Below are 23067 nucleotides of genomic sequence, written 5' to 3'. Positions count from 1 at the left end.
GCCGCGCTTGGCACATGTGTATGTCTCCTGGAGTGAGACGACGCAAAAGTGGACTTGATACGGTTTTGTGCCGGTATGTGTTCTTGTTAAGCGGCTTCGTCCTCGAAAGCGAGCGGGCTGATGCTGCCGAGGTATGGATGGCGCCGCCGCGGATTATTGATGTATTGGGAGATGGCGGTGGTTGCCTGCCGCCTTGACGGCTTTCAGGCTCTTGAAGAAGGTTTCGACGGCAGCGTTATCGAAGCAGTTTCCCTTGCCGGACACATCCAGCATCTGCGACAAGTCCTTGCGGGTCAGGGGGTGTTCGGCGGTCATGACGTCGAGCATAACGCGATCGAAGGCAGCAGAAAATCGCCGCGCGCGCTGTCGAGCGAGATCGGGATCGCACGTCCGCAGCGAGCGGGCGATCCGCGCGTGAGAGGGGCATCGCCAGCTCGCTTTTAAGGGACCGGGCAGACGCCGCGGCCACCAATAGACTGCCCCGCGCCTGAAGAGATGATTGATTCCTGTGCCCACCTCGTCCGATCCCTGATGCGGCCGGGACGGGGCGTGTACTACAAACGGGTCACGAACCCGCTTTCGGCCTGTTGGGCCGTGCTCAGGAGTTGGAAATCAAGGCGTTGCCGCGAAATGGCTGGGGGACCTGGATTCGAACCAGGGCTGACCGGGTCAGAGCCGGTAGTTCTACCGCTAAACTATCCCCCAAGACGAGCCGGTCGGTCCGACCAGCGCGCGGTGGCAGGGGAGGTATCATCATGCCGGACGGGACGCAAGACGCTTTCTGCGAGAATTTGGCAGGGGAGCGGTCAGGCCTGCGGCGGTGAATGATCGCGGAGTGTTATAAATTTCTTGCGGCTCGCGTTTCATGTGGCCAGAGTAACAGGACGTCAGTCAGGACGGTGTCGGGAGAGCCGCCCATGAGCCAGAAGCGTTCGCGTGATCACGCGCCCGAGGTCAAGACCGCCCTTCGAGGAGAAGGGGGTATCTATTTCGCCGCGATCGATCTCGGCACCAATAATTGCCGCCTGATGATCGCGGGCGGTCGCTCGGGGTCGATGCGCGTCGTCGATAATTTCAACCGCTCGATTCGTCTGGGCGAGGGGCTGCATCATACCGGCGCGTTGAGCGAGGCCGCGATGCAGCGGGCCGTCGACGCCCTGCATGCCTGCGCGGCCCGGATGCGTCACTGGTCCCTGCGCGCCATTCGCGGCGTGGCGACGGAGGCCTGTCGCCGCGCGAGCAACGGCGAGGCCTTCTTGCGGCGCGTGCGGGAGGAAACCGGCCTGACGCTCGAAATCATCTCGCCGCGTGAAGAGGCGGAACTGGCGATGGAGAGCTGCACGTCGTTGCTCTACGCCAACAACCATCGCCGCAGGCGCGCCGTGCTGTTCGATATCGGCGGCGGCTCGACGGAAATCGCCTGGCTTCACCTCGACCCCGTCACCCGCGTTCATGAACTCGTCGGCACGGTCAGCATCCCCTGGGGGGTCATCACCATGGCCGAGCATTTCGTCGCGCCGGACCCGGACGCGCCGGAGGAGGTTCACGTCGCGCAGTACGACGCGATGGTCCGCTTCGTGACGCAGCAATTGCAGGCCTTCGGCCGCCTCCACAATATTGACGAGGAAGTGCGGCAGCGGAACGTCGCGATGCTGGGAACAAGCGGCACGATCACGACACTGGCCGGAATAGCACTCGGGCTGGAGCGTTATAATCGCCATGTGATCGACGGCGTCACCTTGACCGATGTCGCCAGTCTCGAAGCGATCGACATCCTGCGCGGTCTCGGCATGCGAGGGCTGATGGTGCATCCTTGCGTGGGAACGGATCGTGCGTCCTATGTCCTGCCGGGCTGCGCGATCTTCGAGGCGATCCATCGTCTCTGGCCGGTGGATGCGATTACCGTCGCCGATCGCGGATTGCGCGACGGGCTGTTGACCCGCATGGCCCGCGAGGCGCGTGTGACGATGCTCACGTCATCGCCATCGTCACGGTGCCGGGGAGATATGGCGCATCCGGCCCCATTCCGGCTATGACCTCCACATGAGCAAGAAACCACGCCGCGGGAGCACGGCTTCGTCGGACACGTCTGCGCCCCGCATTCCGGGGCGCGCCCTGAGGAGCGCCCGCGCCCCCGGCGGCGAGAACAGCGCCGAAGACGCGGACGCGGTCGCGATCGCGCGGCAGAAGACCGTCGCCCTGCGCACGGCGCGCGGACGCACGACGGCCCAGCAACGCTGGCTGGCCCGTCAGTTGAATGACCCCTATGTTACCGCGGCGCGCAAACAGGGATGGCGGTCGCGCGCGGCGTTCAAGCTGATCGAGATCGACGACCGCTTCCATATGATCAAGCCCGGCATGAAGGTGATCGATCTCGGCGCGGCCCCCGGTGGCTGGACGCAGGTCGCGGTCAAGCGCGGGGCGGGAAGGGTGGTGGGGGTCGATCTCCTGCCGGTCGATGCCGTCGCGGGCGCCGAGATTATCGAGGGCGATTTCACCGACCCGGAGATGCCCGATCGTCTGAAGACCATGCTGGGCGGCCCGGCGGAGCTGGTGCTTTCCGACATGGCCCCGAACACCACGGGCCACGCCCCCACGGATCACCTCCGCATCATGGGGCTGGCGGAGGGCGCGCTGGATTTTGCCATGCAGGTTCTGGCGGAGGGAGGCACCTTCGTCGCCAAGGTGTTCCAGGGCGGATCGGAACGGCAGATCCTGGAGTCGATGAAACTGGCCTTCGCCACGGTGCGACACGTCAAGCCGCCTGCCTCCCGCAAGGAGTCGAGCGAACTCTATGTCGTGGCGACGGGATTCCGGCCCGAAAGACTCACGGCGCGTGCTGCGTCGCCTCAAGAAGACCGGGATTGAGGGCGCCGAAACTGCCCAGTCTCCAGAAGCTGTCCGTCAGCGAGCGTGTGATCTTCACCCGGAATCCCGCCTGCCGCAGCACGGCCGCATAGGCGTCGAGATAAAGAATATCGCGGATCAGGATATCGCCGCCGGCCGCAGTCACGCGGGCCATCTCATGAATGGCCCTTGCCCGTTCCTCCGCGCCGTTGATGTTGTGGACCGCGAAGCGCGACACGATTTTTTCGAAATGCGCGGCCGGAAACGGCATGTCGCGCATATCGGCCGTCACGACGCGGATGCGGGAGGCGACGCCTTCGGCGGCGGCGTTGGCCCTCAGCGTATCGGCGGAATTGCCGCTCAGATCCTTGCGCTGCCAGATGTCGATGGCTTCGACCTGACCCTGCGGGACGCGCCGTGCAGCTCCGATCGCCAGGAGTCCCGCGCCACTGCCGACATCCAGCACATGCTCGTTCCCGCGCCAGGTGAGGCGATCGAGAAGCCGTTCCCGCTCCCGTAATTTTCCGCGCGCGCTGTCCCAGATCATCCCCAGGCAGGGGCAGGCGAAACCGAGCGCGGGCCATTCCGCTCCGGTGACGCGGATCGGCAACAGACGGGCCGCGTCCAGAAGCCAGACAAGCAGACACAGACCCGAAATCGCGCCGAAACCGGCGACGACCGGAGGTGCGTCGAGACCATAGGGAAAGAGCTTGCGCATGATGTGGCCTGTGGTTCCTCGCGGGTTCGGGCAGGGTCCGTCACTCGAAACGGGACATGACCGAAATCGGCATTGACATTATTTACTTTGAAACGCAAAGCTTGTCGAGACCATAGCTGACCCGAAAGCGCGACGACCGTGCCCGCCCCATATGAAACGCTCCGCGACGATCTTTCCTTCCTGCGCGCGATCGCGGCAGAGGGGCGGGACAGGCCGCTGACCGCCGGGCCGTGGATCTTCTCGGCCGGACTCATCTATGGCATGGCGAGCCTCGTGTGCTGGGCGATCTTCGCCAGTTTCCTTGCCGCCTGTTGCGCCGCATGGACGTCCGGCTCCCAGATCGTCTGGATGACCTTCCCGTCCTTCGTTCTCGCGACTTACGGAGCGGGCTGGAGCGTGACCGGCCTCATAGCGGGGCGGCGGGAATTGCGCTGGGTGGCCGTCCTGTCCTTCATCGGCGCGGTGGCGCTTCTCCCGGCCTTCCGCACCAGCGCGCTGTTTCTGGTTTACGGGGTGCTGATCCTGTGCGTCGCCGCTCTTCCCGGTTGGCGCCTGATGCGTCTCGCGCGAGACGCCGGTCATGGATGAGGATTTCGGACTCGATCGGATCGACGAGGTGATTCACGGCCGGATGCGATTGGGAGTCATGGCCTATCTCGCATCGACAGGAACGGCGGATTTCAGCAGCTTGCGGACACGGCTCCACGCGACGGACGGCAATCTCTCCACCCATCTGCGCAAGCTGGAAGAGGCCGGATACGTCCGTCAGGTCAAGGCGGTTCTCGGTCGACGACCCGTCACGCATATCAGCATCACGGATGCGGGCCGCGCCGCTTTCGTGGCCTATCTGGACGCCATGCGGCAGTTGCTGGACGCCATGCCCTGAACGGGTCCGGAAAGAAAAAAGGCGCACGCCCGGAGGCGCGCGCCCTGATCCGCCGGAATGAACGCGAACGGGTCTTACGACTCGCTCGCCTCTATCGTCGACGTGGCGGCCGGGGCCGGCTCGCTCATGAGCGGGCGCGTGGACACGCCATCCGTGATCATTTCCAGATGCCCCGTGACCTGCCCGCCATCCTCGACCTGGAGACGGCGGCACTTCGCCTTGCCGATCAGACGCCCCGTGGAGCGGATGAAGAGATTGCCGCGCACCGTCAGCGTCCCGTCGATCGTGCCGGCGAGTTCCGCATCCTCGACCTCGACCTCGCCCCGGAACACGCCGCCCTGCGTGACGGAGAGTTCGGTCGCGTGAATCATGCTGGCCTCGACCGTCCCTTCGACGACGAGGCGTTCTGCGTCCTGCACCGTGCCCTGAACCGAAATGCCGCGCCCGACGACAAGGGTGCGGCGCTCGACCGCGTCGCGGCGCGGCTGGGCGCCGTGCAGGGCAGGCGGCGTGGCGGCAGGCGCGGCGGGACGCGCCGGAGCCGTCGGCGTGGGAGAGGGCGGGGACGGAAAGGGGGAGCGGCCCATGAAGCTGTCCTTCTGGCTGGAGGGGGAGTCGGGCTGTTGTGCGTCGAAAATCGACTGGGAGGAACCAGAGGCAACCTGAGGCGTCGGGCTGGATTCGGACGCCTGCGTCTTCGAACTGTCCTCGGTTTTGCGTCGTTTGAACAAGAAAACCCCGCTACGCAATCTTTTCGGAACGGCGGACCGGGTGCCGGATCTGCCGCTCTTCCGTTCGGGAAATCCAGAAGCTCGGCCTCTCCCGCGCTCTTCGCTTATACGCTTCCGGATGAGGGCGACAAGCGGTGTCGCCTTCATCATTTGGCGTTCTTCAATGGGTTGCCTATGATCATGTCCGTTTCATGGCGGAATGCTGCATTTCGCCGTATTTTTTGGCCCCTGTCTCCCGGGGCTTTTTTTCGGAGCCTCCATGTCGTCCACGCCGTCCACCGTTTCGTCCTTCGGGATCGTCCCGCCGTCGCTCGACCTGCTCTGTATCGGCAACGCCATCGTGGACGTGCTGGGCGAGGTCACGCATGAGGCGCTGGCCGCGCTCGGGTCGCCGCCCGGCGGCATGACATTGGTGGACGCGGCCCGCGCGGAGGCCATCGAGGCGACGTTCTCGCCCGCCGCGATCATGGGCGGGGGCTCGGCTGCCAACACCGCCGTCGTCGCGCGGCGGCTCGGCGCGCGCGTGGCCTATCTCGGCAAGGTCGCCGACGACGATGCCGGGCGGCATTACGCGCGCGATCTTCTGGCGCAGGAGGTGGTCTATCCGTCGCGCCCCGTCGCAGGCGCGGCGACGCCGACCGCCCGCTGCATCGTGCTCGTCACGCCGGACGGGCAGCGCACCATGCACACCTATCTCGGAATCTGCACCGATTTCGGGCGGGAGGACGTGGACGAGGCGACGGTTCGGGCCGCCGCCGTCACCTATATGGAGGGGTATCTCTTCGACAAGCCCGGCGCGCAGGCCGCCTTCATTCATGCCGCCGAGATCGCCCACGCCGCAGGACGCAAGGTGGCGTTGACCCTGTCCGATTCCTTCTGTGTCGAGCGTCATCGCGCCGCCTTCCGGCATCTCGTGGCCGGACATATCGACATTCTCTTCGCCAACGAGGCGGAAATCCTGGCGCTGTACGGGACGGCGGATCTCGAAGCCGCGCTGGCGCTCGCCGCCGTGGACGTCGAACTGGCGGTGGTCACGCGCAGCGAATTGGGGGCTGTCGTGCTGTCCGGCGCCACGCGTCACGACGTTCCGGCAAGTCCGGTCAGGGTGGTGGACACGACCGGCGCGGGCGACGCCTTCGCGGCGGGCTTCCTCGCCGCGTTCGGCAGGGGGGACGGTCTCGCCGCCTGCGCCGCGCTCGGCAACCGCGCCGCCGGGGCGATCATCGCCCGGATCGGCGCGCGGCCGGGCCCGGACTTCGCTCTCGGGGCCTGAACACGGCACGTCATGCTTGCAACGCGGCGGAAGAGCGGGCAGAAGCGCGCTCAACCCCCTTCAGTCACGCCCCGCACGCTCAGGACAATCGCATGGACATCCGTAACATCGCCATCATCGCGCACGTCGATCATGGGAAAACCACGCTGGTCGATCAGCTCCTCAAGCAATCGGGGGCGTTCCGCGAGAACCAGCATGTCGCCGAACGGGCGATGGACAGCAATGACCTCGAACGCGAGCGCGGCATCACCATTCTGGCGAAATGCACCTCCGTCGTCTGGAACGACACGCGCATCAACATCATCGACACGCCGGGCCACGCCGATTTCGGCGGCGAGGTGGAGCGCATCCTGAGCATGGTGGACGGCGCGATCATCCTGGTGGACGCCGCCGAGGGGGCGCTGCCGCAGACCAAGTTCGTGCTCGGCAAGGCGCTGGCGCGCGGCCTGCGTCCCATCGTCGTCGTCAACAAGATCGACCGTCAGGACGCCCGCCCCGACGAGGTGCATGAGGAAATCTTCGATCTCTTCGCCGCGCTCGACGCCAGCGAGGCGCAGCTCGATTTCCCGATGCTGTACGCCTCCGGGCGGCAGGGCTGGGCGGACGAGACGCTGGACGGCCCGAAGAAGGATCTCGCCCCGCTCTTCGACCTCGTGCTGCGGCATGTGCCGCCGCCGGGGCTGGATGCGGAGAAGCCCTTCGCCATGGTCGCGACCATTCTGGAGAGCGACAACTTCCTCGGGCGAATCCTGACCGGCCGCGTCGAGCAGGGCCGGGCGCGCGTCAACATGCCGGTGCGCGTGCTCCGCGCGGACGGCACGGTGATGGAGACGGGGCGTCTCACCAAGCTGCTGTCCTTCCGCGGGCTGGACCGCGTGCCGGTCGAGGAAGCCGGGGCGGGCGACATCATCGCCGTGGCCGGCCTGTCCGACGCCACCATCCCGGACACGATCGCCTCGCCTGAAATCGAGGCGCCGCTGGACTCCCAGCCGGTCGATCCGCCGACCCTCTCCATGACCTTCCGCATCAATGACGGCCCGCTCGGCGGCCGCGAGGGCAAGAAGGTCACGTCACGCCAGATCCGCGACCGTCTGTTCAAGGAGACGGAGGGCAACGTGGCCATCAAGGTCACGGAAAGCCCCGAGAGCGAGGCGTTCGAGGTCGCGGGACGCGGGGAGCTTCAGCTCGGCGTGCTCATCGAGACCATGCGCCGCGAGGGGTTCGAACTGACGATCGGCCGTCCCCGCGTGCTCTTCCGCGAGAATCCGGAGACGGGCGAGCGCGAGGAACCCTATGAGGAGGCGTTGATCGACGTGGACGAGCCCTATTCCGGCGTCGTCGTCGAGAAGATGTCGCTCCGCAAGGGCGTCATGCAGGACATGCGTCCCTCGGGCGGCGGCAAGGTGCGCCTGACCTTCGCGATCCCGTCGCGCGGGCTGATCGGCTATCACGGCGAATTCCTGACCGACACGCGCGGCACGGGCATCATGAACCGGCTCTTTTCGGGATATGGTCCCTATGCGGGCGTCATCGAGGGACGGCGCAACGGATCGCTGATTTCGTCCGAGGACGGGGCGACCACGCAATATGCGCTGTTCTCGTTGCAGGATCGCGGCACGCTCTTCGTCGATGCGGGCGAGAAGGTCTATATCGGGATGATCATCGGCGAGCACTCGCGCGAGAACGATCTGGAAGTCAATCCGATCCGCGAGAAGAAGCTGACCAATATCCGCGCCGCCGGCAAGGACGAGGCGCTCCTGCTCACCCCGCCCCGCAAGATGAGCCTCGAACAGGCCATCGCCTATATCGAGGATGACGAGCTGGTCGAGGTCACGCCCTCCGCCGTTCGTATCCGGAAGCGGTATCTGGACCCCAACGAGCGCAAGCGCATGGAAAAGACACGGGCCTCCTGATCCGCGCCCTATCCGCAATCTTGGCATAATTCAGGCATATTCTTGCCCGTGTTCTGACATGGGCAAGAAAAACAAAAGTTTAATGGCAGACAGCCCCGTCTTCATATGGTATTCACCGCGACTGACGGGGATGGATGGATGCAGCCAGACACTGCCGGACAGTGTCACTAAGCCCGACGTCAAGTAAAACCGGATTTTTGGAGATTTCCCGATGCTTTCCCTGAACCGTGGTCTGGTCGCCACCGCGTCCGCGTTGACTTTCCTCGCGGGCGCTCCCGCGTTCGCCCAGACCGCTCCCGCGCCTTCGACCGAAGCGCCCGCGGCCGCCCCCGCGACGGCTGCCCCGGCTGCTGAACCCGCTCCCGCTTCCTCCGACGCCGCGGCTCCGGAGCAGACGGGCAAGAAGAAGCATCACAAGCATCATCACGCGAAGCATCATGGCCGCAAGACCCCGAAGGCCGCGATGCAGGATGAGGCCGGTCACTGACAGACGTTCCGGGCGCATGTCCTTCGCGACGTGAGACCTTGACGGTATGAAAGAGGGACGGCTGATGCCGTCCCTTTTTTCGTCCGGCAGTCATGCTATGTCTCGCGGGATGAAGAAGCCCTCGGTTCCTCCCGCGAGACGACCCGGCCCCCGTGGAAACCCGCTTCCCCTGCTGCTGGCCGTCGCCGTGCTTCTGCTGGGCGGCGGGGCCGTCATCCGGATGCTGGTCGTGGATCGCGCCGTCCCCGCGGTGGGCGGCCCCTATGCGCTGAACGACACGGACGGGAAGGCCGTCACCGAAGCCAGCTTCCACGGACGGCTGACGCTGATCTATTTCGGCTATACTCATTGCGTGGATGTCTGCCCGCTGACCCTCGCCGTCATGACCCGGGCGCTCGATCTGCTCGGGCCGCGCGGTCGCGCCGTGGTGCCGATCTTCGTCACCGTGGACCCGGCGCACGACACGCCGGAAGTCATGCGCGAGTATATCCGTCGTTTCTCGCCCCGGATCGTCGGGCTGACGGCGAATGAGGCGGCGCTGCGCCCCGTGCTCGATCGTTTCCATATTGCCGTGCATCCCCAGCCGACGCAAGGGGACGCCACCGGCTCCCAACTGATCGACCATAGCTCCGTGCTGTATCTGATGGACGGCGACAACCATCTTCTCGCGGTGCTGCCGGTGGAGACGGAGCCGCGCGCATTGGCGCGTCAGATCGCGCGCTACCTGCCCGCGAGTTGACGCGGCGGCCTCGGCTTGCCTTTCCGCCGCAGATCGGCGAGCGCGCTTGCCAGACCCAGCATGAGCAGCGCCGCGCCGAGTTCGGGCAGGATCACGCCGAAGATGACCATCGAGACAACCGCGCCCCAGCCCACGCGCCGGTTCGACAGGCGTGGCGGCGCGCCCAGTCGTCCCGGCGGCCTGCGGCGTGTCCAGATCACCAGCGCCGCCGCGCTCATCACCAGCAATCCGAGGGCGACGATCAGGTTCAGCGCCTGATTCGCCCAGCCGAAAAGTTGCCCTTCATGCATGGCGACGCCATAGCCGACGAGCCGGTCCATCAACGGTTTGTCCGCGAAACGGCGGACTCCGCGCAACGCGCCGGAGGGCGTGATCTCGGCGCTGACGCGGCGCGGCCTGTCCTGCGCGTCCGACCGTACCGTCCAGTTTCCGCCGGATGATCGGGGCGGGGTGAGCAAGACCGGGGCGGGCCATCCCAGCCGGGAGGCCGCCGTCACCGCCCGGTCGAGCCCGGCGAGATCGTCGCCTGATTCCTGCGCGGGAGCGTCCATGTTCATGCCCGCCATCGGCTGTCCGGCGATCGACACCGCCGCCGGAACCGCCCCGATCTCCCATGCCTTGATCGTGGTCAGCCGTCCGACGGTCGCTTCGACCCGCGCCAGCGCATGACCCCAGAGGAAGGACCAGGGCAGGCCGGACAGCAGGAACAGCGCCAGCAGGAGCGAAACCCAGAGCCCGGTCACGGCATGAAGATCGCGCCAGGTCCTGCGGCCTTTTCCCAGGCGCGGCAGCAGGACGCCGCCCGCGTTGCGCCCTCCGCGCGGCCACCAGAGAAAAAGCCCGGTGCCGATCAGCACGAAGGTCCATGACGCGACCATCTCCATGACGACCGAGCCGGCATTGCCCAGCAGCAACTGGCCATGCAGCCTGAACACGATCCGCTCGAAGCGCGACTCCTCCGGCACGATCTTGAGGACGGCGGATGTGGCGGGATCGACCAGAACGCGGATCGCCTCGCCCCGCCGCACAAGGATCACGCGCGCGGCGGCGGCGGGACCGGGCGGCAGTTCATAGGCCAGCAGATGCGCGCCGGGCAGGGCGGCGAGGGCGGCGCGCACCTCCCGGGCGGGCGTCGCCGTGGGGTGTCCCGGCAGATGGTCGAAGCGCCGGTCGATCAACTGGTCGATCTGCGGCTTGAAGAGATAGATCGTGCCCGTCAGGCAGAGCAGGACCACGAAGGGCAGGCAGAACAGTCCGGCGAAGAAATGCCAGCGCCAGACCGTGCGTTCATCAGGCCAGAAGCGGGAGGACATGGTGCTCATCTCGCCCTCCCTCAGAACCTGATCCGGACGCCGCCGAAGAAGGCGCGCGGCGATCCGGCATAGATCGAACCCGTCTTGTTCGCCAGAACCGCCGCTCCGGCCTGCTGCCCGTTGGCGAGCAGGGAGTCGCTGATGACCGTGCCGCCCGCCGGATAGACCTGATCGGTGACGTTCATGATTTCGAAATAGCTGTGCAGACGATGCGCCCAGCCCAGTCGCGCGGGCGGATCGTAATGGAGTTCGAGATTGAGCAGTGTATAGCCCGGCAGCCTGAGCATATTGGCGTTGTCGATCCACATATCGCTGCGCCAGTTGATTTCCACGAAGCCGCCGACTCCCTCCAGCAGGCCGTCCGGCTGGTCGTACAGCACGCGCGCGTCAAGAAAATGCGGCGCCACGCCGGGAATGCGATTGCCCTTGAGGGAAAAGCCGCGCGACGCTGTCGCGTTGGAGAGAACCTGCGTGTATCTGGTGTAGATCTGGTTGTCGTACGTATAGGAGAGCTTCAGCCGCGCGCCGGGCAGCGTTTCCCGCAGGACTTGCCATGTCGCGCCCAGTTCGACGCCGCGATGTTCGGATTCGGGCGCGTTGAACGTATAAGGCCCGGCGGGCGCATTGACCCCGGCCGACTGGCTGACCAGCTCGTTGCGATAGAATTCGTAGAAGCCGGTCATCTGCACGCTCAGCCCTGCGCGCGGATGCCATTCCGCGCCGAGATCGAAGCCCAGGCTCGTCTCGCTCTTCAACCGCGCGTTATTGCCGTACGTCCCCTGCGGCGTGACGAAGAAGCTGGAATAGCCCGGCGTCGCATAGGCGGTGCCGACACGCGTATGCAGCGTCCACGCCGTGTCCGGCGCATAAACCAGCGACGCTTCGGGCGCGAGATTGAGGAAACTCCGGTCGGCCGTGACGAAGCGCGGGGCTTGCGGCTGAGTCCCGTAGCTGTACAGCGTTTCGACCGCGCCGATATTCGACCATGTGCCGCCCAGCCCGATCACCGCGTGCCAGAGCGGGTCGAACTGCCAGTCCTCCTGAAAGCGCAGGCCGATATTCTGCTGGTGCCCGTAGGAGGTCGAGTTCAGCGCCCCGCGCGTCGCGCCGCCTTGGGGGGTGAGGTCGTAGACCTGAGAGCCGTAATCGAGATAGTCGAAATTCGCACCGGCGAAGCTCGTCAGCGGCATTTTGCCGAGATGGGAGCGGGACGTCAGATCCGTCTGCACATTATAGGAGTTATAGGGACCGACATAGGCCGCGGTTGAGGTCGGCTGGTCGATATGACGCTGGTCATAGGTGAACTGGGTGCGCCAGAGGGTTCGGGGCGTGAAGTCGTGCTCCCAGCGCAGCCCGACGATGGTCCGGCGATCGAAGCGCCCGAGACCGGCCTGTTGCGGGCTCGTGGCCTGCGTCGCGCCGTCGCGCCCGTTGACGAAGAGCCTGACCGACGCGCAACCCGGCGCGGCGTCGGCTGCGTTCGCGCAGCCCCGCTGGAACGGATTCGTCCGGAACTGATCCAGCGAGAGACGGAGCGGCAGGTACGTATCCGTGACGTTGTTGATGACTTTCAGCACGAGCCGGTCCGATGAGGTCAGCGCGACACGCAGGCGCATGTTCTCGGTCGAGGTCTCGTAGCGACTATTGGGCTGGAAGCCGTCGGCGCGCACATCGCTGCCGAAGAGAGTGAAATCGTAGCGCCGGTTTCCCGTCCCCAGCGTCATGTAAGTGTTGACCATCCCGAAACTGCCGAAATCGGAGCCGAGTTCTAGCCCCTCGATGTCGGCGCCGTCGCGCGTGCGGAAATTGATCGCGCCGTTGATGGCGTAATTGCCGTAGAGTGTCGAGGCCGGGCCCTGGAACACGTCGACTCCCGCATAGGCATGAGGGTCGATGAGATCGGCGCGCGCCGTGCCGTCGGGCTGGGTCACCGGGAAGCCGTCCTCCGTGACCTGAAGGTTCTTCAACCCGTAGGATTGCCGCGCCCCCGAGCCGCGCACGGAGATGACCGTGTCACGGGGGCCGTTGCCCTGCATGAAGCTCACGCCGGGCACGGTGACGACCATGGCCGCAACACTCTGCGCGGCATGATTGGCGAAATCCTTGCGGTCGGAGGAATAGGTCGTCTCGCCGACGGGATAAAGGAGCGCGGGGCCGCGCGCCAGTCCTGTGACGGTGATGTTCTCCGGGAGCGTCGTCGGGATTTTCCTCGGACGCGGCGCGGCGGATTTCGTTCGTGCGGCGGATTCGGCGGTTTGGGCAAAGGCGGCGGGCTGAGCGGAAAGCGCGAAGAGCCCGGCCGTCAGCCCGAGGCGACGGACGCCGGATGCGAAGGGAGACATGATGTGTCCTCACCTGAAAGATGACGCGATCCGCCGCGAGCACGGCTCGGGCGGGTGGATAGGCGTTTTTCAGGTGAGGGACGGGGGGCCTTGTGCGTAAAGGCTGGCGGCGCGGCGCGCGGGCGGCCCGCGAATGGGCGGGAAGCACCAGATTCGGCCGGTCGGGACGCGGAGGCGCGCGGCATGGAAAGCCGGCGCGTCCGCCGGAACCGCGCCGGCCAGCGCCTGGTCGATCAGGAGGAAGCCGTCATCTCCATCGACGGGATGCGGATGATCGGGGTGGCCGTGTTCCGCCGCGTGACTGTCGCAGAGGATCGCGATGGCGGCGAGGCGGCGCAACGGGTCGTCCAGAGCGGCGTGCGGCAGCGGAACGCCGCCGAAGCCGAGCCGCGCCATGAGCGCCAGCAGAGCCAGCGGCCAGAATACGGTTCGAAAGGATGCCGCCCTGGAGGACATGGGAATGGCGTTAGCCCGTATAGCGGTCCAGCGAGAGATCCAGCGCCGGAATCTCCGTCCGCCGTCCGCCGATGCGGTCCGCCAGCAGCTTCGCCGAGCCGCACGCCATCGTCCAGCCCAGCGTGCCATGGCCGGTATTCAGCCACAGATTGCCGTAGCGCGGCGCGGGACCGACGATCGGCGTGCCGTCCGGCGTGCAGGGACGCAGCCCGGTCCAGTAGCTGGCCTTCGACAGGTCGGCGCCGCCGAACATGTCCCCGAAGGAGAGTTCGAGCGTCTCGCGCCGGTCCGGCGAGAGCGTCATCCGCCAGCCAGTCAGCTCCGCCGTGCCGCCGATGCGGATGCGGTCCTCGAAGCGCGTGATGGCCACCTTGTAGGTCTCGTCATTCACCGTCCCGACCGGCACGCGCGTCTCGTCGGTGATCGGCGCGGTGAGCGAATAGCCCTTCACCGGATAGACGGGCATGCGCAACTCGATCGGCTTCAGCATCCGCGGCGAATAGCTGCCCAGCGCCAGCACATAGGCGTCGCCCTGCACACGGCCCTCATTCGTGCGCACGCCCGTGATGCTGTCCGCCGCCGCCTCGATCGCCTCGATGCGCGTGCGGAAGCGGAAGGTGACGCCCTTTTCCTCCGCCAGGGCCGCCAGGCGCTTCGTGAACAGGTGGCAGTCGCCCGACTCGTCGCCCGGCAGGCGCAGGCCGCCGACGAGCAGGTGACGGGCCCCCGCGAGGCCGGGCTCGTGCCTGAGGATGCCGTCCACGTCCAGTAACTCGTGAGGGATATGGCTGTCATCGAGCAGCCTCATATCCTCGTGCGCGTGCTCGACTTGCTTTTCCGTCCGGAAGAGCTGGATCAACCCGTTCTGCCGCCCTTCGTACTGAAGGCCGGTCTGCTGCCGCAGCGCGCGGAGGCAGTCGCGGCTGTATTCGGCGATGCGCAGCATCCGCCCCTTGTTGATCTCATAGGCGTGGGAAGTGCAGTTCGCCAGCAGACCGGCCACGAAGCGGGCCATGGGCAGGCTTGCATAGGCGGGGCGGACGACCAGAGGGGAATGGCGGCTCACCAGCCAGCGCGCGGCCTTGAGCGGCAGGCCCGGCATGGCCCAGGGCGTGGAATAGCCCGGCGAAACCTGCCCCGCATTGGCGAAGGAGGTTTCCAGCGCAACGCCGGGCTGGCGGTCGATGACCTCCACCTCGTGGCCCTGCTCGGCCAGATACCAGGCCGTGGTCACGCCGACGACACCAGCGCCCAGAACGATGATCTTCATGCAATGCTCTCGATATAGTCGCGTTGATAACGATGGCCGAGCGACGTCAGCACCTCATAGCCGATCGTGTCGAGTCGCGCCGCCGCGTCGTCGAGCGGGAGGTGCGGGCCGATGAATTCGAAGACCGTGCCGGGCGGCAGGTCCGTCTCCCCGAGATCGGTGAGGTCGAGCGCCAGACAATCCATCGAGATGCGCCCGATGACCGGCAGCACGATCCCGGGCCGGTCCGGCAGCACGGCGACCGCCCGCCCGCCCGACGCGCGCAGGAGTCCGTCGGCGTAACCCGCCGCGACGGTGCCGATCCGGCTCGGCCGGGCGGCGACGAAATGCGCGCCGTAGCCCACGCTCGTTCCGGCCGCGATGCGGCGTTCCTGCACCAGGCGCAGATACAGCGAAACGACCGGGGTCATGGGGTTCGGCGCGTCCGGCGTGGGATTGCCGCCGTACAGCGCATAGCCGGGCCGCACGAGATCGAAATGATAGTCTGGACCGAGAAAAATCCCGCTCGACGCCGCCAGACTCGCCGGGGCGGGAGGCAGCATGGTCCGCAGGCGGCGGAAGGCGGCGAGTTGCGCGGCGTTCTGCGGATGGCCGGGCGTGTCGGCGCAGGCCAGATGGCTCATGACCAGCCGGATGTCGAACGCCCCGCATTCCGGCGCCAATGCGACGAGATCCGCCTCGTTCATGCCAAAGCGCGACATGCCCGAATCAATCTGGACGGCGCAAGGAAGGGCGCGGCCCCGCGCGGCCGCTTCTCGCGCCCAGTCCTTCGCCTGATCGAGACTGTTCAGAACCGGAATGACTCCGGCCTCGGCCACCTCGCGCGCCGCGCCGGGGAAAAGTCCGTTGAGCAGGAAAACCGTCGCATCGGGTGGAAGAAGCGCGCGCAGGGCCAGCGCCTCGTCCAGAGTGGCGACGAAGAAACTCCGGCATCCCGCCTTGTGCAGGACCGGCGCGATCCGCGCGACCCCGAGCCCGTAGGCATCCGCCTTGACCGCCGCCCCGACGCCGACACCGGGCGCGACCTCGGCGCGGAGCCGGGCATAGTTGCCCGCCAGCGCTCCGAGATCGACGCGCAGCCGGCCGCCGGCCCCGTTCCCGATATCGCGGACGGGGGAAATCAAGCCACCCCCGGCAGGCCGAGGCTGGTCGAATGCTCGAAATGCAGCGGCGTGTCGGGATGGACGACGCCATGAATCGCATGCACCGCCATGGCGGCCTCGCTGAAGCCTTGCAGGATCAGCTTCAGCTTGCCGGGATAGCTCGCCACGTCGCCGATGGCGAACACGCCGGGCAGGGAGGTCTCCAGCGTGGACGGGGTGACGGGAATCTGGCTGCGATGGGTGTCGAGCGGCCAGACCGCGATCGGCCCCAGATCGGTCGAAAGTCCGTAGAACGGCAGCAGCGTGTCGGCTTCGAGCAGACGCGCCGCGCCATCGAGCGTCGCAACCTCGACGGCCTGCAAACGGCCGTTTTCGCCCCGCAATCCGGAAAGCTGATACGGCACCACCTTCTCGATCTTCCCGGCGGCGACCTGCGCCTCGATCCGCGCCAGCGTCTCCGGCGCGCCGCGGAATCTGTCGCGCCGGTGCAGCAGATAGACATGTCTGGCGATGTCGGACAGCGACAGGGCCCAGTCCAGCGCCGAATCTCCGCCCCCCGCCACGACGATGCGCCTATCCGTGAAATCCTGCCGCCTGCGGACGTAATATTGCACCGCGCCTGTCTTTTCATACGCGTCCAGCCCGTCGAGCGGCGGGCGGTTCGGCCCGAACGCTCCGGCGCCTGCGGCGATGATGACGGCCTTGGCGCGGATCGTCTCTCCGGCGCTGGTCGTGAGCGTGAAGTCGCCGCGCTGGCCCTGAAGACCCTCCACGCGCTGGCCCAGCAGGCGCGGCACGTTGAATGGGGTAATCTGCGCTTCCAGCGCCTCGATCAGCGCGCCGCCCTCGATCGCCGGATGCGCCGGAATATCGTAGATCGGCTTTTCCGCATAAAGCGCCGCGCATTGGCCGCCGACGCAGTCGAGCGCGTCGATCAGCAGGGAGGACAGGCGCAGCATGCCGCATTCGAACGCCGCGAAGAGCGCCGTCGGCCCCGCGCCGATGATGGCGACGTCTGTCTGGCGGGGCGAAGCGGTCATGACGGCGATCCTCGATTGACGCGGTCCATGAACGGACCCGGTGATACCCCATGGTGCTAACAGAAACCGCCCGGTTTTCAAGCCGAAGTGAAAGGCCGGGCGGGCGTCTCTTGCGCGGCACGATGCAAATGTGACATTGAGCGCGGAAATCACATTTCCATCGTTGGGACGGCGGCAGCCATCGAAGCGATCATGCGAGCCCGGAGGCCGGTCCGTCTTGAATGAAATTCTCACCCTCCTGATCCCGATCTTCGGCCTGATCGCCTTCGGCTATGTCACGGCGCTGCGGAACTGGCTGGGGGCCAACGCGACGACCGTGCTCAACCGCTTCGTCCTCCGTCTCGCGCTGCCCGCCGAACTGTTCCAGATCACGGCGACCCTGCCGCTTTCCGATCTCCGGCACGCCGGCTTCACCTCCGCCTTCGCGCTGGGCATGATGGCGACCTTCGCGCTGGGCTGGATCTGGGACTGGGGCCGCCCGGCGACGACGGCGCATCGCCTGTCCGGCGCCGCGATCGAGGGGCTCGCGGCGGGATACGCCAACACCGCGTTCATGGGGATTCCGATCTGCCTCAGCGTCTTCGGCGCGCATGTGAACGCTGCCCTGACCATCTCCAACCTGCTGACGGTCTGCCTGCTGATGGCCGGGGTCATTCTTCTCATCGAAATCGAGGAGCAGGAGAAGACGGCCGGGGGATCGGCCTTCGGGCGGGTGATGAAGGGCCTCGCGCTGAATCCGCTGGTCTTCGCGCCGCTGGCCGGTCTGGCCTGGAACGCCGCCGCCCTGCCTTTGCCCGCCGGGATCTCGCGCTTCATGACGATGCTCGGCGATTCGGCCAGCCCCTGCGCGCTGGTGACGATCGGCCTCTTCCTGGCCGAGACGCGCGACCAGCCCGCGCCGTTCGGCGCGGTGCTGCGCGTGTCCTTGCTCAAGCTGTTCGTGCAGCCGCTGTTGACCGTGCTCGCGGCGATCTATCTCTTCGCCCTGCCGACGCTCTGGGTGGAGGAGGCGCTGGTGCTCAGCGCCCTGCCGACGGGAACCGGGCCGTTCATGCTCGCCCAGCTTTACGACCGCGAGGCCGCGATCGCCAGCCGCGCCACGCTGCTGACGACGATCGTCTCGATCGTGACGCTCGCCGGGATTCTCGCCTGGATCGGCCCGCACCCCGCCGCGCGGGCCGTTCCGTGACGGATCAGATGTAGTATTCGGTCAGCGGCGGGAAGCCGTTGAAGCCGGTGGAGCAATAGGTCGAGACATAGGCGCCCGTCGAGAGAATCTCGATCCTGTCGCCGGACTCCAGTGTAACCGGCAGGCCGACGCGGCGCTTCTCATACATGATGTCCACGCCATCGCAGCTCGGCCCCGCCATGATCGTCGGACCGCAGGCGTCGCCGTCGCGCGGCGTGCGGAAATCATAGCGGATCGCCTCGCCCTCGGTCTCGGCCAGACCGCTGAAACGGCCGATATCGAGATAGACCCAGCGCGGATCGCTCTGCTTGCCGCCGCGACGGCTGACGAGCACGACCTCCGTGGACACCACCCCCGCGTCGCCGACGAGGAAACGCCCCGGCTCGACCAGCATCAGCGGCAGGTCGTTGCCGAAATGACGCGTCATCGCCTGGCTGATCGCCATGCCGAACGCATCGATCTCCGGCACGTCGCTGGTGTAGCGGACCGGGAAGCCGCCGCCCAGATTGACCATGCGGATCTCGATGCCCGCGCGGGCGAGGTCCGTGTGCAGCATGGCCACACGGGCGATTGCCGCCTCATAGGCCGCCGTGTCGGTCTGCTGGGAGCCGACATGGAAGGACAGGCCGTACGGGTCCATGCCGAGTTCGCGCGCGCGCAGCATCAGCACGCGGCCATGCTCGATCGTCGTGCCGAACTTGCGCGACAGCGGCCAGTCGGCCCCCTGGTTCTCCACGGCGAGACGGCAATAGACGCGCGCGCCGGGCGCGTGGGCCGCGATCTTCTCCAGTTCTTCCATGCTGTCGAAAGCATAGAGATCGACGCCCAACTCGCGCGCCTCGCGGATGGCGGAAACCTTCTTGACCGTGTTGCCGAAGGAAATCCGGTCCGCCGACGCGCCCGCCGCGACGCACATGCGGATCTCGCCGATGGAGGCCGCGTCGAAGCAGGAGCCGAGCGTCACGAGACGCTCCAGGATCGCGCGCGCCGGATTGGCCTTCACGGCATAGTAGATGTGCGCGAGCGGAAGCGCGTCTTGCAGCGCGTGATAACGCTCCGCCACGCGATCGACATCCACCACGAGGCACGGGGTCGCCGGTTGTTGCTCGGCGAGGAATCGGTCGATTTTCGGGGTCATGGCTACTCCCTCCCCAATAGCCGCCCTTGCGGAGCGGCACGTGTTGCGAAACGGTCGAACGGACCGGCGATCAAACTTCGGCTGCTACGCTGCGCCCCGGATGGAAGGCCGAGACACACTGGGGCAACCCGATTGCCAGAACGCTTGACGTCGTTGCGTAACCTTCAGAGGGCCAGTGGCACGTGCGTTGCTGCGTGGGCGCGCATATGGGCCCAAACGCAGGGGAGTGCAACAATGATTTCGGGTCGAGGCGCAAATTTCATATTCTTCGCCGTCCGTCCCGGTTAACGTGCTGAAACATCGCAGGGAACCGGGGCGCGTCCCGCAGTGCAATCCGTGCCGATTGCCGGGCTCGCCGCCTTCGCATCTCCCACCGCAGCATCAGGAGCACCGCCCTTGCCGGACCCCATGATCCCGGACCCCACGATCGAGGCGTTCGATCCGGAAGACGATCGCCTGAGACGGAAAGTCGGGCGGGAGCGTCTGCGTCAGGATGAAATCGCGATTCGGCAGGCGCGGGAACGGGGGCTTCACGCGCCGGGCACCGGGGTCGCGTCGCCATGGCGGATGCCGCGGGCTGGCTGGAGCATCATTTTCAAGCAGACCTTCGCCGAACTCGGCACCAGCCAGATCTCCCTCGCCGCGGCGGGCTGCGCGTTCTACGCCACCTTGTCGCTGTTCCCCGCGCTCACCACGCTGATTTCGCTCTACGGCCTGGCCTTCAGCCTCGAGACGGTCGAACCGCAATTGCAGGTCATGCGGAATCTCCTGCCCCGCTCGGCCTATAACCTCATCGGCGGCCAGATCCATAACCTCGTGTCCCAGCCGCATAGTTCGCTGACCATCGGCCTGGTCTTCTCGCTTACCGTCGCATTGTGGTCCGCCTCGGCGGCGACGAAATCCATCCTCTCGGCGCTCAGCATCGCCTACGGCGTCGAGGAGAAACGAAGCTTCCTCGCCTTTCAGGCCTTCGCGCTCGCCACGACGCTCTGTGCCGTGCTCGGCGCGGTGTTGACCCTGGCGCTGATGGTGGGGCTTCCGGCGCTGGTCGATTTCATTCCCGTCCATTTCGGCCTGGGGAGTCTGCCATGGCCCGCGAGCCTGCTGATGGGCGTCGGGACACGCCTGGCGATCCGCATGGGCGGTCCGGTGCTGATGCTGCTCTTCGTGCTGATGGTGCTTTCGATTCTCTACCAGTACGGGACGGCCCGGAACCATGTGGCGTGGCGCTGGATATTGCCCGGCTCCCTGCTGGCGACGATCGTCTGGGTCGGCGCGTCGCTGGGCTTCTCATATTATGTCGGGCATTACGCCGCCTACAGCGCAACGTACGGCCCGCTGGGCGCGGTGGCCGCCATCATGATGTGGTTGTGGGTCAGCGCCTATGTCGTGCTGTTCGGGGCGGAAGTGAACGCGGCGCTCGAAGACCGCGTGAAGGGGCGTCAACCGAAATTGCCGGGGCTTCAACCCCTCGACGCCGCCGTGGCGAAGGCGCTGGACGAGGAGGCGTCAGGCGCAACCGAAGCGCTTCCCGCGGAAACTCCGCCCGGCGCTCGGCGCTCGGCGCCCGGCCACGTCTGAGGCGCCCGTTCGGTCCGTCGTTCAGTGGCAGCCGCCGTTTCTGTCGCAGGCGCTGCATCCGCCGCATTTCGAGACCGGCGCGGTCGCCGCGCGGCCTCGCGCGGGCAGGAGCCGTCGCGCCCAGTACCCCGCGCAGAGCGCCACGATCAGCCCGACACTCAGCAATTCCACCATGTCTCAGCCTCCCCCCAAAAACCGGGTTCCCTGATACGTAATGAGCGCCGCGCCATAAGCAAGGGCGAAGAGATAGCCCGCCGTCACCGCGACCCATTTCCACGTTCCGGTCTCGCGCCGGATCACGGCGAGCGTCGAGAGGCATTGCGGCGCGAAGACATACCAGACCAGGAGCGAAAGGGCGGTGCCGAGGCTCCATTGCGCGGAAAGCAGCGGCGTGAGCTTGTCTACCGCGGCATCCCCGGTTTCCCCCAGCGCATAGACCGTCGCGAGCGCCGACACCGCGACCTCGCGTGCCGCCATGCCGGGGATGAGCGACACGCAGATCTGCCAGTTGAAGCCGATCGGCGCGAAGACCGGCAGCATCCAGTGTCCGATCCGCCCGGCCAGACTCCAGTCGATCGCAGCGCCGGCCGCCCCCGCCGGCGGAGGCGGAAAGCTCGACAGTGCCCAGAGCAGGACATTCAGCGTCACGATGATGGTGCCGACGCGGGAAAGGAAGATCGTGGCGCGCTGCCATAACCCCAGCGCAAGATTGCGCGGGACAGGAAGGCGATAGGCCGGAAGTTCCAGGAGCAGCGGATGTTCCGCGGCCGCGACGCCGCGCGTCATCAGCCGCGCCACGATCAGGCCGCTGACAATGGCGAAGGCATAGAGGCCGAACAGGACCAGGCCCTGCAACCCGAAGACGCCCAGCACATGCCGCTTGGGAATGAAGGCGCTGATCAGCAGGGTGTAGACGGGCAGGCGCGCCGAACAGGTCATGAGCGGGGCGACGAGGATCGTCACCAGACGGTCGCGCGGATGCTGGATCGTCCGCGTCGCCATGATGCCGGGAATGGCGCAGGCGAAACTCGAAAGCAGCGGGATGAAGGAACGGCCAGACAGCCCCGCCGCCGCCATGATGCGATCCAGCAGAAACGCCGCACGGGGCAGGTATCCCGATTCCTCCAGCGCCAGAATCCAGAGGAAGAGAATGAGAATCTGCGGCAGGTAGACGATCACGGTTCCCGCGCCCGCGATGATTCCGTCCACCAGAAGGCTGCGCAGCAATCCGTCCGGCAGGGTCGCGCGCACGGCGGCGCCCAGCCCGTCAGCCAGCGCCTGCAACGCATCCATCAGCGGCTGCGCCCAGGAAAACACCGTCTGGAACATTGTGAACAGCACGGTCAGCAGGATCAGCGGACCGATGACCGGATGCAGGAACCAGTGATCCAGCCGGTCCGCCAGCACCACGCTCTCGCGCGAGCGGTCCGTGACATAGACGGCGAGAATCCGCCGCACCTCGGCATGCAGATCCGTGCCTTCGGGAAGCGGCGGCGGCGCGGAGGGCAGGGGGGCGTCCAGCGCGTCGAGCACGCCGTGAGCGCCGCCCTTGCGGACGCTCACCGCCGGGATCACCGTGACGCCGAGTTCGTAGGACAGTCCCTTCACATCGATGACGATGCCGCGCCGTTCCGCCTCGTCCATCATGTTCATGACGAGGATCATCGGCTGGCCGAGCTGCCGCACCTCCAGCACGAACCGCAGATGCAGGCGCAGATTGGTCGCATCCACGACACAGATCAGAAGCTCAGGACGGCCTTCCCGGGGGTGTTCGCCCAGACAGATGGCCCGCGTGACGGTCTCGTCCGGGCTCGTGGCGGTGAGGCTGTACGCGCCCGGCAGATCGAGCAGCCTGACGGGACGGCCTTGGGGCGTGACGAAGCGCCCTTCCTTCCGCTCCACCGTCACGCCGGCGTAATTCGCGACTTTCTGGCGGCTGCCGGTCAACTGATTGAACAGCGCGGTCTTGCCGCAATTGGGATTGCCGACCAGCGCAGCATAAAGAGTGGCGGTGCGCGGCTCGACGACGTTCATCAGGAGG

21 protein-coding genes, 1 tRNA gene and 2 pseudogenes are annotated in these 23067 nt (G+C 66.6%); 10 read left to right on the top strand and 14 right to left on the bottom strand.

The features are described 5' to 3' along the window. Nucleotides 1–86: 86 nt before the first annotated feature. The 3 genes and pseudogenes from EDC31_RS03300 to EDC31_RS03295 form a co-directional block, all read right to left on the bottom strand. A pseudogene (locus tag EDC31_RS03300) lies at nucleotides 87–270 on the bottom strand (IS3 family transposase); the annotation flags it as partial. A 117-nt stretch (nucleotides 271–387) separates the two neighbouring features. Continuing rightward, nucleotides 388–516: pseudogene (locus EDC31_RS18485) on the bottom strand (DUF6538 domain-containing protein); the annotation flags it as partial. A 115-nt stretch (nucleotides 517–631) separates the two neighbouring features. Next, a tRNA-Gln gene (locus EDC31_RS03295) sits at nucleotides 632–705 on the bottom strand. A 212-nt stretch (nucleotides 706–917) separates the two neighbouring features. Between EDC31_RS03295 and EDC31_RS03290 the strand changes: the two genes are divergently transcribed. Both EDC31_RS03290 and EDC31_RS03285 read left to right on the top strand, forming a co-directional pair. Further along, nucleotides 918–2036: a Ppx/GppA phosphatase family protein gene (locus EDC31_RS03290; RefSeq protein ID WP_052512133.1), complete on the top strand. Its 1119-nt coding sequence runs from the start codon at nucleotides 918–920 to the stop codon at nucleotides 2034–2036. Between the two features lie 7 nt (nucleotides 2037–2043). Beyond that, entirely contained in the window at nucleotides 2044–2868 is an 825-nt protein-coding gene (locus EDC31_RS03285) for an RlmE family RNA methyltransferase (RefSeq protein WP_042060935.1), read from the top strand. On the opposite strand, the gene EDC31_RS03280 is transcribed toward EDC31_RS03285, so the two are convergent. Then, the gene (locus EDC31_RS03280; RefSeq protein WP_052512131.1) at nucleotides 2828–3565 is read right to left on the bottom strand and encodes a class I SAM-dependent methyltransferase; all 738 of its coding nucleotides are present in this window, start codon (nucleotides 3563–3565) and stop codon (nucleotides 2828–2830) included. The genes EDC31_RS03285 and EDC31_RS03280 overlap by 41 nt on opposite strands. 138 nt (nucleotides 3566–3703) lie before the next feature. On the opposite strand from EDC31_RS03280, the gene EDC31_RS03275 reads away from it, so the two are divergent. Both EDC31_RS03275 and EDC31_RS03270 read left to right on the top strand, forming a co-directional pair. Beyond that, the gene (locus EDC31_RS03275; protein ID WP_042060933.1) at nucleotides 3704–4153 is read left to right on the top strand and encodes a hypothetical protein; all 450 of its coding nucleotides are present in this window, start codon (nucleotides 3704–3706) and stop codon (nucleotides 4151–4153) included. Then, complete coding sequence (locus EDC31_RS03270) at nucleotides 4146–4451, top strand: winged helix-turn-helix domain-containing protein (protein WP_042060929.1); 306 nt, start codon at nucleotides 4146–4148, stop codon at nucleotides 4449–4451. Before EDC31_RS03275 ends, EDC31_RS03270 begins: the two co-directional genes overlap by 8 nt. 74 nt (nucleotides 4452–4525) lie before the next feature. Here EDC31_RS03270 and EDC31_RS03265 read toward each other — a convergent pair whose 3' ends face one another. Continuing rightward, the gene (locus EDC31_RS03265) at nucleotides 4526–5038 is read right to left on the bottom strand and encodes a bactofilin family protein (RefSeq protein WP_042060928.1); all 513 of its coding nucleotides are present in this window, start codon (nucleotides 5036–5038) and stop codon (nucleotides 4526–4528) included. 403 nt (nucleotides 5039–5441) lie between these two features. Here EDC31_RS03265 and EDC31_RS03260 point away from each other — a divergent pair, with 403 nt between their 5' ends. The 4 genes from EDC31_RS03260 to EDC31_RS03245 all read left to right on the top strand — a co-directional run bounded on the left by EDC31_RS03260 (nucleotide 5442) and on the right by EDC31_RS03245 (nucleotide 9594). Continuing rightward, on the top strand, nucleotides 5442–6455 hold the full coding sequence (locus EDC31_RS03260) for an adenosine kinase (protein ID WP_042060965.1): 1014 nt from the start codon (nucleotides 5442–5444) through the stop codon (nucleotides 6453–6455). A gap of 92 nt (nucleotides 6456–6547) precedes the next feature. Then, nucleotides 6548–8368, top strand: a complete 1821-nt coding sequence (gene typA / locus EDC31_RS03255) for a translational GTPase TypA (RefSeq protein ID WP_042060926.1) — start codon at nucleotides 6548–6550, stop codon at nucleotides 8366–8368. Nucleotides 8369–8579: 211 nt separating this feature from the next. Further along, nucleotides 8580–8855, top strand: a complete 276-nt coding sequence (locus EDC31_RS03250; RefSeq protein ID WP_042060924.1) for a hypothetical protein — start codon at nucleotides 8580–8582, stop codon at nucleotides 8853–8855. A 109-nt stretch (nucleotides 8856–8964) separates the two neighbouring features. Further along, nucleotides 8965–9594 carry an SCO family protein gene (locus EDC31_RS03245; RefSeq protein ID WP_158310350.1) on the top strand — a complete coding sequence of 210 codons (630 nt, stop codon included), beginning with the start codon at nucleotides 8965–8967 and terminating at the stop codon, nucleotides 9592–9594. Here the strand turns inward: EDC31_RS03245 and EDC31_RS03240 are convergent. From EDC31_RS03240 to EDC31_RS03215, 6 genes are all read right to left on the bottom strand, one after another. Continuing rightward, nucleotides 9576–10916 (bottom strand): PepSY-associated TM helix domain-containing protein, encoded by a 1341-nt coding sequence (locus EDC31_RS03240; RefSeq protein WP_042060922.1) that lies wholly within the window; start codon nucleotides 10914–10916, stop codon nucleotides 9576–9578. The genes EDC31_RS03245 and EDC31_RS03240 overlap by 19 nt on opposite strands. An 11-nt stretch (nucleotides 10917–10927) precedes the next feature. Next, the gene (locus tag EDC31_RS03235) at nucleotides 10928–13249 is read right to left on the bottom strand and encodes a TonB-dependent receptor family protein (RefSeq protein ID WP_042060920.1); all 2322 of its coding nucleotides are present in this window, start codon (nucleotides 13247–13249) and stop codon (nucleotides 10928–10930) included. A gap of 69 nt (nucleotides 13250–13318) precedes the next feature. Continuing rightward, nucleotides 13319–13705 (bottom strand): hypothetical protein, encoded by a 387-nt coding sequence (locus EDC31_RS03230; RefSeq protein ID WP_042060918.1) that lies wholly within the window; start codon nucleotides 13703–13705, stop codon nucleotides 13319–13321. Between the two features lie 10 nt (nucleotides 13706–13715). Then, complete coding sequence (locus EDC31_RS03225; RefSeq protein WP_042060916.1) at nucleotides 13716–14975, bottom strand: D-amino acid dehydrogenase; 1260 nt, start codon at nucleotides 14973–14975, stop codon at nucleotides 13716–13718. After that, entirely contained in the window at nucleotides 14972–16099 is a 1128-nt protein-coding gene (gene alr / locus EDC31_RS03220; protein WP_042060914.1) for an alanine racemase, read from the bottom strand. Before alr ends, EDC31_RS03225 begins: the two co-directional genes overlap by 4 nt. Then, nucleotides 16096–17118 (bottom strand): NAD(P)/FAD-dependent oxidoreductase, encoded by a 1023-nt coding sequence (locus EDC31_RS03215; protein WP_042060912.1) that lies wholly within the window; start codon nucleotides 17116–17118, stop codon nucleotides 16096–16098. Before EDC31_RS03215 ends, alr begins: the two co-directional genes overlap by 4 nt. Before the next feature lie 217 nt (nucleotides 17119–17335). Here EDC31_RS03215 and EDC31_RS03210 point away from each other — a divergent pair, with 217 nt between their 5' ends. Then, entirely contained in the window at nucleotides 17336–18307 is a 972-nt protein-coding gene (locus EDC31_RS03210; protein WP_042060909.1) for an AEC family transporter, read from the top strand. 4 nt (nucleotides 18308–18311) lie between these two features. Here EDC31_RS03210 and EDC31_RS03205 read toward each other — a convergent pair whose 3' ends face one another. Continuing rightward, on the bottom strand, nucleotides 18312–19445 hold the full coding sequence (locus EDC31_RS03205) for a type III PLP-dependent enzyme (RefSeq protein ID WP_042060907.1): 1134 nt from the start codon (nucleotides 19443–19445) through the stop codon (nucleotides 18312–18314). A 396-nt stretch (nucleotides 19446–19841) separates the two neighbouring features. On the opposite strand from EDC31_RS03205, the gene EDC31_RS03200 reads away from it, so the two are divergent. Next, entirely contained in the window at nucleotides 19842–21026 is a 1185-nt protein-coding gene (locus EDC31_RS03200; RefSeq protein WP_408735065.1) for a YihY/virulence factor BrkB family protein, read from the top strand. A 21-nt stretch (nucleotides 21027–21047) separates the two neighbouring features. On the opposite strand, the gene EDC31_RS03195 is transcribed toward EDC31_RS03200, so the two are convergent. Both EDC31_RS03195 and feoB read right to left on the bottom strand, forming a co-directional pair. Beyond that, nucleotides 21048–21200 (bottom strand): FeoB-associated Cys-rich membrane protein, encoded by a 153-nt coding sequence (locus EDC31_RS03195; RefSeq protein WP_132126900.1) that lies wholly within the window; start codon nucleotides 21198–21200, stop codon nucleotides 21048–21050. A gap of 3 nt (nucleotides 21201–21203) precedes the next feature. Continuing rightward, a complete protein-coding gene (gene feoB, locus EDC31_RS03190; RefSeq protein WP_042060905.1) occupies nucleotides 21204–23060 on the bottom strand; it encodes a ferrous iron transporter B in 1857 nt (618 codons plus the stop codon). Between the last annotated feature and the right edge of the window lie 7 nt (nucleotides 23061–23067).

The organism is Acidomonas methanolica, from assembly GCF_004346035.1.
GTDB lineage: Bacteria > Pseudomonadota > Alphaproteobacteria > Acetobacterales > Acetobacteraceae > Acidomonas > Acidomonas methanolica.
This window is presented reverse-complemented; position numbering and strand designations above follow the sequence as displayed.

Bases quoted from the DNA above. Each gene is read 5' to 3' on its own strand.
- EDC31_RS03280 (WP_052512131.1), bottom strand. From the start codon at position 3,565: ATGCGCAAGCTCTTTCCCTATGGTCTCGACGCACCTCCGGTCGTCGCC.
- EDC31_RS03270 (WP_042060929.1), top strand. From the start codon at position 4,146: ATGGATGAGGATTTCGGACTCGATCGGATCGACGAGGTGATTCACGGC.
- EDC31_RS03205 (WP_042060907.1), bottom strand. From the start codon at position 19,445: ATGACCCCGAAAATCGACCGATTCCTCGCCGAGCAACAACCGGCGACC.
- EDC31_RS03260 (WP_042060965.1), top strand. From the start codon at position 5,442: ATGTCGTCCACGCCGTCCACCGTTTCGTCCTTCGGGATCGTCCCGCCG.
- typA (WP_042060926.1), top strand. From the start codon at position 6,548: ATGGACATCCGTAACATCGCCATCATCGCGCACGTCGATCATGGGAAA.
- EDC31_RS03230 (WP_042060918.1), bottom strand. From the start codon at position 13,705: ATGTCCTCCAGGGCGGCATCCTTTCGAACCGTATTCTGGCCGCTGGCT.
- EDC31_RS03235 (WP_042060920.1), bottom strand. From the start codon at position 13,249: ATGTCTCCCTTCGCATCCGGCGTCCGTCGCCTCGGGCTGACGGCCGGG.
- EDC31_RS03225 (WP_042060916.1), bottom strand. From the start codon at position 14,975: ATGAAGATCATCGTTCTGGGCGCTGGTGTCGTCGGCGTGACCACGGCC.
- EDC31_RS03265 (WP_042060928.1), bottom strand. From the start codon at position 5,038: ATGGGCCGCTCCCCCTTTCCGTCCCCGCCCTCTCCCACGCCGACGGCT.
- EDC31_RS03245 (WP_158310350.1), top strand. From the start codon at position 8,965: ATGAAGAAGCCCTCGGTTCCTCCCGCGAGACGACCCGGCCCCCGTGGA.
- EDC31_RS03215 (WP_042060912.1), bottom strand. From the start codon at position 17,118: ATGACCGCTTCGCCCCGCCAGACAGACGTCGCCATCATCGGCGCGGGG.
- EDC31_RS03250 (WP_042060924.1), top strand. From the start codon at position 8,580: ATGCTTTCCCTGAACCGTGGTCTGGTCGCCACCGCGTCCGCGTTGACT.
- EDC31_RS03195 (WP_132126900.1), bottom strand. From the start codon at position 21,200: ATGGTGGAATTGCTGAGTGTCGGGCTGATCGTGGCGCTCTGCGCGGGG.
- feoB (WP_042060905.1), bottom strand. From the start codon at position 23,060: ATGAACGTCGTCGAGCCGCGCACCGCCACTCTTTATGCTGCGCTGGTC.
- EDC31_RS03290 (WP_052512133.1), top strand. From the start codon at position 918: ATGAGCCAGAAGCGTTCGCGTGATCACGCGCCCGAGGTCAAGACCGCC.
- EDC31_RS03240 (WP_042060922.1), bottom strand. From the start codon at position 10,916: ATGAGCACCATGTCCTCCCGCTTCTGGCCTGATGAACGCACGGTCTGG.
- EDC31_RS03285 (WP_042060935.1), top strand. From the start codon at position 2,044: ATGAGCAAGAAACCACGCCGCGGGAGCACGGCTTCGTCGGACACGTCT.